This window comes from Hymenobacter agri, assembly GCF_054778495.1.
Genome location: NZ_BAAGZM010000123.1, coordinates 1 through 9167, shown reverse-complemented (window position 1 = coordinate 9167; position 9167 = coordinate 1). Strand labels below are relative to the sequence as shown.

Annotated in this window: 11 protein-coding genes; 2 read left to right on the top strand and 9 right to left on the bottom strand. The window is 60.2% G+C overall.

Annotated features, from left to right (window positions below):
* The coding region (locus tag ACYVDE_RS08695; RefSeq protein WP_460501099.1) for a T9SS type A sorting domain-containing protein at window positions 1-267 on the top strand (267 nt) is incomplete at its 5' end.
* Between the two features lie 96 nt (window positions 268-363).
* Here the strand turns inward: ACYVDE_RS08695 and ACYVDE_RS08690 are convergent.
* The 9 genes from ACYVDE_RS08690 to ACYVDE_RS08650 form a co-directional block, all read right to left on the bottom strand.
* Window positions 364-1410, bottom strand: coding sequence for an LLM class flavin-dependent oxidoreductase (locus ACYVDE_RS08690; protein ID WP_460501098.1), 1047 nt, complete (start codon window positions 1408-1410; stop codon window positions 364-366).
* Window positions 1411-1583: 173 nt separating this feature from the next.
* Complete coding sequence (gene atpG / locus ACYVDE_RS08685; protein ID WP_460501096.1) at window positions 1584-2468, bottom strand: F0F1 ATP synthase subunit gamma; 885 nt, start codon at window positions 2466-2468, stop codon at window positions 1584-1586.
* Window positions 2469-2568: 100 nt separating this feature from the next.
* Window positions 2569-4152, bottom strand: a complete 1584-nt coding sequence (gene atpA, locus ACYVDE_RS08680) for a F0F1 ATP synthase subunit alpha (RefSeq protein WP_460501095.1) — start codon at window positions 4150-4152, stop codon at window positions 2569-2571.
* Between the two features lie 84 nt (window positions 4153-4236).
* On the bottom strand, window positions 4237-4797 hold the full coding sequence (gene atpH, locus ACYVDE_RS08675; RefSeq protein WP_460501094.1) for a F0F1 ATP synthase subunit delta: 561 nt from the start codon (window positions 4795-4797) through the stop codon (window positions 4237-4239).
* A 91-nt stretch (window positions 4798-4888) separates the two neighbouring features.
* A complete protein-coding gene (gene atpF / locus ACYVDE_RS08670) occupies window positions 4889-5389 on the bottom strand; it encodes an ATP synthase subunit B family protein (protein ID WP_460501093.1) in 501 nt (166 codons plus the stop codon).
* Window positions 5390-5522: 133 nt separating this feature from the next.
* Window positions 5523-5798 carry an ATP synthase F0 subunit C gene (atpE, locus tag ACYVDE_RS08665; RefSeq protein ID WP_196287135.1) on the bottom strand — a complete coding sequence of 92 codons (276 nt, stop codon included), beginning with the start codon at window positions 5796-5798 and terminating at the stop codon, window positions 5523-5525.
* A 123-nt stretch (window positions 5799-5921) separates the two neighbouring features.
* Entirely contained in the window at window positions 5922-6881 is a 960-nt protein-coding gene (atpB, locus tag ACYVDE_RS08660) for a F0F1 ATP synthase subunit A (RefSeq protein ID WP_460501092.1), read from the bottom strand.
* Between the two features lie 144 nt (window positions 6882-7025).
* Entirely contained in the window at window positions 7026-7430 is a 405-nt protein-coding gene (locus ACYVDE_RS08655) for a hypothetical protein (protein ID WP_460501091.1), read from the bottom strand.
* A 3-nt stretch (window positions 7431-7433) separates the two neighbouring features.
* Complete coding sequence (locus ACYVDE_RS08650; RefSeq protein ID WP_460501090.1) at window positions 7434-7667, bottom strand: AtpZ/AtpI family protein; 234 nt, start codon at window positions 7665-7667, stop codon at window positions 7434-7436.
* Window positions 7668-7841: 174 nt separating this feature from the next.
* Between ACYVDE_RS08650 and porW the strand changes: the two genes are divergently transcribed.
* A partial coding sequence (gene porW, locus ACYVDE_RS08645) for a type IX secretion system periplasmic lipoprotein PorW/SprE (protein ID WP_460501089.1) occupies window positions 7842-9167 on the top strand: 1326 nt, incomplete at its 3' end.

Genomic DNA, 9167 nt, shown 5'->3' with positions numbered 1-9167 from the left:
GAGGCGCTGGCCGGCGGCAACCTCTCGGTGTTCCCTAACCCGGCGCACCGCGCCTTCACGCTGAGCTTGCCGGCACTGGGCAGCGTGCGCACGGCCCGCGTTGAGTTGTTGAACGCCCTAGGCCAGGTAGTGAGCACCCGCGTGCTGACGCTGAACCCGGCCGGAACCCGCAGCACGCTCGACGTGACCGACCTGCCCACCGGCCTCTACGTGGTGCGGGTGCAGGCTGGTACCGAAACGGCTACCACGCGCCTAGTTATCGAATAACCGGCCGTTAGCCTTTGCTGCAAAAAGCCCCGCCGGGATTCCGGCGGGGCTTTTTTGTTTCCCTTTACAGCGAAATCCGCCTGCTCGGCCAGGGTACTAGGCGCGGTTCTTCTCTGCCAAGGCGGCGCGCACGGCGGGCGCCACCTGCGTGCCCAGCAACTCCACGGAGCGGCGCACGCTTTCGGGCGCGATGCCTTCGATAACGAGCTGGGCCAAGAAACGGGTATTGTTGAACAGCTGGTGCTGATACAATAGCTTGGCGATGACGTCCTGCGGTGTGCCCACCAGCAGCGGGCCCTGCGGTCCGCAGAGGTAGTCGAAATGGCGGCGGTCCATCGGCGACCAGCCGCGCTCGCGGCCGATGCGGTTCATGAGCGTAGAGTACGGCGGGAAGAACTCATCGCGGGCCTGCTCGGCGGTATCGGCCACGTGCAGGTGGCAGTTAATAGCCAGCTGCAGCGCGGCCACATCGTGACCGGCCTTCTGGGCCGATTCGCGGTAGAGCTCGGCAAACGGCACGTACTGCGCGGGCGCCCCGCCCAGAATGGCCACCGTGAGCGGCAGCCCCAGCTGCCCGGCCCGCACCACCGAGGCAGGCGTGCCCCCTACCCCAATCCAAACCGGAATTTTGGCCTGGGCAGGGCGCGGGTACACGCCCTTAGCCGCAATGGCCGGGCGGTGCTTGCCCTGCCACGTCACTACCTCGTTTTCGTTGATTTTTAGCAGCAGCTGCAGCTTTTCGATGAACAGCGCATCGTAGTCCTTCAAATCCTGCCCAAACAGCGGGAAGGACTCAATAAATGAACCCCGGCCGGCGATGATTTCGGCCCGGCCGTTGGAGAGGAGGTCGACGGTGGCGAAGTTCTGGAAGGTCCGCACCGGGTCGACGGAGCTAAGCACGGTAACCGCGCTGCTGAGGCGGATATTGTTGGTCACCGCCGCCACCGCGGCCAGAATGACTTCGGGGGCCGAGATGATGAAGTCGGGGCGGTGGTGCTCGCCGAGGGCCAGCACATCGAGGCCCACTTCGTCGGCCAGGCGTCCCAGGGCCACGAGTTCCTGCATGCGCCGGGCGGCGGCGTGGTCGTGGCCGGGTACGTGGGCGGGGGCAACTTCGCCGAAGGAGCTAATGCCGATTTGCATGAGTTGAATTCAATTGTTGGGAAAGCTGCAAAGTCAGAAGGCGGTCCAATAGTTTGCTAGTGCCTGCAAAGTTTGTTGAGTCATTTTTGCAGGTATTCGGCCGGAAACCTATAAAGCAGAAGGCCCGCCTCCTTTCGGAAACGGGCCTTTCAATGGGATAGACCGTTCGGCTACTAGCCGGCCGCCAGGGCCTCGGCACCGCCCACGATTTCGAGAATCTCAGTTGTAATGGCCGCCTGACGCGTGCGGTTGTAGGTCAGCTTGAGGGCCTTGAGCAGTTCACCGGCGTTGTCGGTGGCTTTGTCCATGGCCGTCATGCGGGCACCGTGCTCCGAGGCGTTGCTTTCCAGCACCGCCTTGTAGAGCTGAATTTTGATGGACTGCGGAATCAGCGTCTGCACGATTTCCTCTTTCGAGGGTTCGAACAGGTAGTCCACGTTCGACTCCGGCTTGGCCGTGGCGGGCGCTTCCGTCTGCACCAGCGGTAGCAGTTGCTCGGTGCGGATAATCTGCGTCGCTACGTTGCGGAACTCGTTGTAGACCATCACCACCTCGTCGTACAGCCCATCGCGGAAGCCTTGCATAGCCACCTCAGCGGCTTCGCGTACCGTCTCGAACGAGAGCTTGGCGAAGACGTGGGTATAGTCGCCCACCGTCTGGCCGCGGCGGCCGTAGTAGTCGTGCGCCTTCTTGCCAATGGCCATCACCGAGATGTTGGCCGCCGGCAGGTTAGCGTAGCGCGAGGCAATGGCCGCGTTCACGCCCTTGAACACGTTGGTGTTGAAGGCACCAGCCAAGCCACGGTCTGACGTGATGGCAATCACGAGCACCTTGCGCACCTCGCGGGCCACGCCGTAGTCGCTCACGATGTCGGCATCGGCGTTGCGGGTCAGGTTGGTCAGGATGGCATTCAGGCGCTGGGCGTAGGGCCGCATCCGCACGATGTTGTCCTGGGCCCGACGCAACTTGGCTGCCGCCACCATTTTCATGGCTTTGGTAATCTGCTGCGTGCTGCTCACCGACTGAATGCGGTTGCGGACTTCTTTTAAGCTTGCCATTTAGGTTGAATTAAGAATGAGGAATGAAGAATGAAGAATTGCTGCGTCAGAAACGGCAGCGACAATTCCTCATTCCTCATTCTTCATTCTTCATTGATAATTACTTGGCTGCGTAGTTCGCCGAAACGTCCTTAGCTACCTCGCGGATGGCCTTCGTGCCAGCGTCTTCGAGCTTGCCGGCTTTCAGGGCCTTCAGCACGTCGGGGTAGCGCGAGTTCATCACTTGGCCAAACTCCTTCTCGAACTCGCGCACGCGGTTCACGGGCACGGTGTCGAGCAGGCCGTTGGTGGCGGCGTAAATGATGGCCACCTGGTCCTCCACCTTCACGGGCGAGTACTGGGGCTGCTTCAGAATTTCGAGGTTGCGACGGCCGCGCTCGATGGTGAGCTTGGTCGAGGCATCGAGGTCGGAGCCGAACTTGGCGAAGGCTTCCAGCTCGCGGAACTGGGCTTGGTCGAGCTTCAGCGTACCGGCCACTTTCTTCATCGACTTAATCTGGGCATTACCACCCACGCGCGATACCGAGATACCCACGTTGATGGCCGGGCGCACGCCCGAGTTGAACAGGTTGGTCTCGAGGAAAATCTGGCCGTCCGTAATCGAAATCACATTGGTCGGAATGTACGCCGATACGTCACCAGCCTGCGTCTCAATCAGGGGCAGAGCCGTCAGCGAGCCGCCGCCTTTCACCAGGTGCTTGATGCTGTCGGGCAGGTCGTTCATGTTCCGCGCAATCTCGTCCGAAGCGTTGATTTTAGCGGCCCGCTCCAGCAAACGGCTGTGCAGGTAGAACACGTCGCCGGGGTAAGCCTCGCGGCCCGGAGGACGACGCAGCAGCAGCGACACCTCGCGGTAAGCCACAGCCTGCTTCGACAAGTCATCATAAACCACCAGGGCCGGACGACCCGTATCGCGGAAGAATTCACCGATGGCCGCACCCGTGAAAGGCGCGTAGAATTGCAGCGGAGCCGGGTCGGAAGCCGAAGCGGCTACCACCACGGTGTAGTCCATCGCGCCGCCTTTGGTGAGGGCGTTCACCACCTGGGCCACCGTCGAAGCCTTCTGGCCGATGGCGACGTAGATGCAGAACACCGGCTGGCCGGCTTCAAAGAACTCGCGCTGGTTGATGATGGTATCGATGGCCACGGCCGACTTACCGGTCTGACGGTCACCGATAATCAGCTCGCGCTGGCCACGGCCAATCGGAATCATCGCGTCAATCGACTTGATGCCGGTCTGCATGGGCTCCGTCACGGGCTGACGGAAGATTACGCCCGGGGCTTTGCGCTCCAGCGGCATGTCGTACAGCTCGCCGGCGATGGGGCCACGGCCGTCGATGGGCTGGCCCAGCGTGTTCACCACGCGGCCCACGATGCCCTCGCCCACTTTGATGGAGGCGATTTTGTTGGTGCGCTTCACCGTGGCGCCTTCCCGGATTTCCGAGTAGTCGCCCAGCATTACGGCACCCACGTTGTCTTCTTCCAGGTTGAGCACGAGGCCTTGCAGGCCGTTCTCGAATTCAATCAGTTCGCCAGCTTGAGCTTTGCTCAGACCGTAGATGCGGGCCACGCCGTCGCCGACCTGCAACACGGTGCCGACTTCTTCGAGCTCGGCTTCCGACTTGAAATTGGACAGTTGCTGCCGCAGGATTGCGGAGACTTCATCCGGACGTACTTCTGCCATCTTGGGAGGGAATAAGGTATAGGGAATCAGGGATATGGGGCGGGGACGGTGGGAACGTATCCCCTATCCCAACTTCCCTATACCCTACAGTTTTTGTTGGTAAGAATTTTCTTGCAGCGAGGTGCGCAGCTTGCGCAGGCTGGTGCGCACGGAATCGTCAATTTGCTGGTCGCCCACCCGCAGCACGAAGCCGCCGATAAGCTCAGGATCCACCTTCTCGGTGAGTTGCACCTCGGTTAGGCCGGTTTGCTTGGTCACGAGGGCCTGAATCTCGGCGCGGGCGGCAGCCGTGAGCGGCGTGGCCGACGTTACCTGCGCCGACTGAATGCCTTGCAGGGCATTGTACTGCGCCAGAAACTCGGGGCCGATGCCTTCGATGGCCGACTCGCGGTTTTTCTCGGTGAGGATGGTGAAGAAGCGCAGCGTCATGTCCGACACTTTGCCCTCGAAGATGGCCTTGAGAATGGCCAGCTTCTTGTCGTGCTTCACAATCGGGTTGCGCAGCAGCAGGCGCAGCTCGCGGCTTTCGGCCATGGTCTTGCTCAGCAGGTCCATGTCCGCTTTCACTGCGCTCAGGGTGCCCATCTCCTTGCCCAAGTCGAGGAGCGACTTGGCGTAGCGGGCCGCTACTCGTTGGTCAGCCATAGTGGTTTGGTTGTCAGTTGTTGGTTGTTAGTTGTCAGGCCGTTTATCAGCCATTAGCACGAACTAATAACTGACAACGAACAACAAGCAACTAGTTAAGCTTAACGTCTTTCAGGTAAGAATCGACCAGCTGCGTTTGGGCGGCGGGGTCGGTCAGCTCGCGGCGCAGGATGCGCTCGGCGATGTCGAGCGACAGCTTGGCGGCGGTGTTTTTCACTTCGGCAAGGGCCGCGTTTTTCTCCGTCTGGATGGCTTCGCGGGCTTGCTGAATGATGGTATTGGCTTCGGCGGTGGCGCGGGCCTTTTCGGCTTCGCGGTGCTGGTTGGCCATCTGGGTGGCTTCCTGCATCATGCGGTCGCGCTCGAGGCGGGCTTCGGCGAGCAACTTCTCGTTGCCGGCTTTCAGCTGCTGCATTTCAATCTTGGCCTGGTCGGCCATGCGCAGGGCACCTTCGATGTTGTCTTCGCGCTCCTTAAGCGCAAGCAGAATCGGCTTCCAGGCAAACTTTGCCAGCAGAAACAGAACCAGCAGAAAGATAACCAGTTGCCAGAAAATCAGGCCGAGTTCAGGGGATAAAAAAGCTGGCAGCATTGCTATGGAATGGTTAAAAATGTCGGCTAATCGAATGACAGATTAGGAGCAGGTAAGCCCGCCGCGCCAACTGCATATTGCAGCAGCGGGCGGCGGGCTTCCAACTACTTCCGGGCCCGAAGCCCGGCCAGCACTAAACGAGTTTCGTCCAGATGAGTACGCAGACTACTACTGCGAACAGGCCCAGACCTTCAATCAGAGCGGCGGCGATAATCATAGCCGTCTGGATTTTGCCCGAAGCTTCCGGCTGACGGCCGATAGCATCCATGGCGCTACCGCCGATGCGGCCAATGCCCAGGCCTACGCCCAGAGCAACCAGACCAGCACCGATACCGGCACCCATTACAGCCAGACCAGGACCGTAGTTAGCCGCCATAGCAGCTACTTGCAACAACAGAGAGAGCAACATAAAAATTGGAAAAAGGGGGAAAAGATAAAGTTCGTCAGTCCCGCAGCGGGGGGGGGGGATTGCTACGGTCTGGCCGAAACAGCCGGTTGGCGGGCGGCGGGCGCCCGGCCGATTTAAGTCAGATTAGTGGGCAACGTGGGTCGAGGCCGAGCCGTCGTCGTAGCCCATTTGCAGGTCGGCATCGTGGTGGTCCTCCACCGCGCCGCCGATGTACATAGAGGTGAGCAGCGTGAAGATGAAGGCTTGCAACACGGCCACCAGCAGCTCCAGCACGTTGATGAACAGGCCGAAAGCCAGCGTTACCGGTGCCACAGCCCACGATTTGAAGATGAACACCAGGCTGATGAAGCTCAGCACCACGATGTGGCCCGCCGTGATGTTGGCGAACAGACGAATCATGAGCGAGAAGGGCTTGGTGAAAATGCCAATCACCTCCACGATAATCATAATGGGCAGCAACGGCTTGGGCACGCCGGGCGTGGCGAAAATGTGCGCCCAGTAATACTTGTTGCTCGAAGCCAGCGTGATAATCAGGGTCAGCACGGCCAGCACCATGGTCACGGCAATGTTGCCGCTCAGGTTGGCCGCGCCGGGCGTGAGGCCCAGCAGGTTGTTGAACCAGATGAAGAAGAACACCGTGAGCAGGTACGGCATGTAACGCTCGTACTTGGGACCGATGTTTTTCTTGGCTACTTCGTCGCGAATGAAGACGATGATTGGCTCGAAGAACGACTGGATGCCTTTGGGGGCGCGGCCGTGGTTCTTCTTATAGCCACTGGCGACCAGCGTGAACACCACCAGCATGAGGATGGCGCTGCCGATGAGGCCGGCCACGTTTTTAGTGATGGAGAAGTCGTAAAGCTTGCTGCCATCGGTGCTCACGAGGTGCTCGTGCTCCAGCTTCAGGCCGTCGTACTCTTTGGCGGGGCCTTCGGCTTCGCCGTTGGAGATTTTCTCGGAGGAGAACACCGACAGGCCCTTGCCGGGACGGTAGGCGATGATAGGCAGGTAGGTGGTGAAATTGCCGTTGTCGGTGGCGAGCCAGTGCCACTCGTGCGAATCGCCGATGTGGTGCAAAATCATTTCGCCGGGATTGAAGCCTTCGGCCTTTTTGCCCTCGCCCGCGGGTTCGTTAGCAAAAACGGACAGGGAAACGAAACAGAGAAGTATCGACAGTAAACGCTTCATCCAAAGTTAATTAATGACTCATTTCAGGCTAACGCATTATCATTGCGTGACTTGCTTTTCTGAAATCGGCCGCAAGTTACTCAAAGTAGCCCAGATTTCAAACCCGGCCCACGAAAAGTACAGGAGGAAGAAGGCCCCGAGGAAGGTCCAGACGCCCCGCGGCTCGCGCGCAATTCCGCCCGCCAGCAACCACGTGACGAGGCCCAGCGAGGTGAGCAAACGCACCGTCATGCCGATGAGGTAGCCCATGGCAAGGCTATTCGGGTCGCGGGCCACGAGGCGCGCCGTGAGGCTGTAGGCGAAATAGGTGAGCGCCGCCATCACCGCAAACACCAGCCCCGTGCGCGGGTGCACCACGGCCGCGCCATACACGCGGTGCAGGGCGTAGATGGGCAGGCCCAGCGCGGCGGTGAAGAGGAGGAACTGGCGGGGGAATTTGGGCATATGCTATAAGGACTCCTTCGTCAAACTGCGGATGACCTGGAACACGGCGGCGAAGACGCCCAGCAGCAAAAGCACGATAGTCAGCCAGGGCTGGGTGGCAAACTTGCCATCGAGCCAGTAGCCGAGCCAGGCGCAGCCGCCGATGATGGCCAGCATCTGGAAGGCCAGGCCGGAGTATTTCACCACGGCTTGCAGGCGGCTGTTGCCAGTGGGCTGAGAATTGGGCGAATCGGGCATAAGCGGGCGGCAAAAGTGCGGTTGGCAAAGGTACGGTGCGGGCCGGGCGGGCGCGGGCAGCGAAAAAACGTAATTTTACCCGTTGGGCTCCGTTATCTGGCAGAGCCGGCGAACATTTCGGGCCGCGTTGGGCGTTCCGGCTGCTCGGATGGTCCTTTTTCCTTTACGCTGATTTTGAAACATCATTTGCTGACAATTCGCTGGACAACGGCGTGGCTGGTGCTACTGGGGCTGGGCATGGCGGGCTGCGCGTCGGATAAAAACATTGTTTCGCACGCCTTCAACAACGTGGCGGCGCGCGACAATGCCTATTTCATTGCTCGCGAAAAGCTGCGGGGCTTGGAGGATAAGCTCTACACCACAGCCCGGCCCAACGACTACAACCAGCCGCTGCCGCTGTTTCCGACACTGGACAGCGCCAGCGTGAAGGCCAGCCGGGCCGATTTGAACGACATCATTAAGCGGGCATCGATGCCGATTCAGCACCGGCCGGGCTCGGACTGGACGGACGATGCCTACGTGCTGGTAGGCTGGGCGCGCTTTTATCTGATGCAGTTCGACGACGCGGCGCTGACGTTTAAATATGTGAACTCGACGAGCAAGGACGACAATGCCAAGCACGAGGCGCTGATTGGGTTAATGCGCACCTTTATGGCGCAGGGCGAGTTGGAAAGCGCTAAGGCCGTATCGGACCTGCTGGATAAAGAGCAGGGCCGGCCGGAGGATGCGCGCCAGTTGTTTCTGACGCGGGCCGACTATTATATGCGCACTGAGGAGCCGGCGAAGGCCATTGTGCAGCTGGAGAAGGCCATTCCGCTGATTGAGTATAAGAACGAGCGGTCGCGCACGCGCTACCTGCTGGCGCAGCTGTACCAGGAGGCCGGCGAGAATAAGAAGGCCTACGAGCAACTCGACCAGATTCTGGCCCGCAACCCACCGTATGAACTCGACTTCCAGGCCAAGCTGATGATGGCGCAGGTGTCGGACCTGAGCACGCAGGACCGGGCGCGGCTGGATAAGAACTTTGCCGGTCTGCTGAAAGACCTGAAGAACAAGGATTACCGCGATAAAATCTATTACGAGATGGCGCGGCTGAACTACCGCGAAAAGAACTACCCCGAGGCACTAAAGCTGCTGCGGCAGTCGGTGCGGGCCACGACGACCAACCGCTTCCAGAAAAGCTATGCCTACCTGCTGGCGGGCCGCATCTACTACGAGAACCTGCACAAGTACCCGCTGGCGGCCGCGTACTACGATAGCACGGTACAAAACCTGAATAAGGAAGCGAAAACCTATGCGGCTATCAAGGAGCGCAGCGATATTCTCAAGGACTTTGCCAAGCAGTATACCATCATTGAGACGCAGGACAGCTTGCAGGCGCTGGCCAAGCTGACGCCCGATGCGCTGACCGAGCGTCTGAATACTTACGCCGATGCTGAGCTGGCCGCCCGCAAGCGCGAGGCCGACCGGCAGGCCGCGCTGGCCAAAACCCAGGCCCGC

Coding starts and splice junctions, on each gene's coding strand:
- ACYVDE_RS08690 (WP_460501098.1), bottom strand. CDS start 1,410: ATGCAAATCGGCATTAGCTCCTTCGGCGAAGTTGCCCCCGCCCACGTA.
- atpG (WP_460501096.1), bottom strand. CDS start 2,468: ATGGCAAGCTTAAAAGAAGTCCGCAACCGCATTCAGTCGGTGAGCAGC.
- atpA (WP_460501095.1), bottom strand. CDS start 4,152: ATGGCAGAAGTACGTCCGGATGAAGTCTCCGCAATCCTGCGGCAGCAA.
- atpH (WP_460501094.1), bottom strand. CDS start 4,797: ATGGCTGACCAACGAGTAGCGGCCCGCTACGCCAAGTCGCTCCTCGAC.
- atpF (WP_460501093.1), bottom strand. CDS start 5,389: ATGCTGCCAGCTTTTTTATCCCCTGAACTCGGCCTGATTTTCTGGCAA.
- atpE (WP_196287135.1), bottom strand. CDS start 5,798: ATGTTGCTCTCTCTGTTGTTGCAAGTAGCTGCTATGGCGGCTAACTAC.
- atpB (WP_460501092.1), bottom strand. CDS start 6,881: ATGATTTTGCACCACATCGGCGATTCGCACGAGTGGCACTGGCTCGCC.
- ACYVDE_RS08655 (WP_460501091.1), bottom strand. CDS start 7,430: ATGCCCAAATTCCCCCGCCAGTTCCTCCTCTTCACCGCCGCGCTGGGC.
- ACYVDE_RS08650 (WP_460501090.1), bottom strand. CDS start 7,667: ATGCCCGATTCGCCCAATTCTCAGCCCACTGGCAACAGCCGCCTGCAA.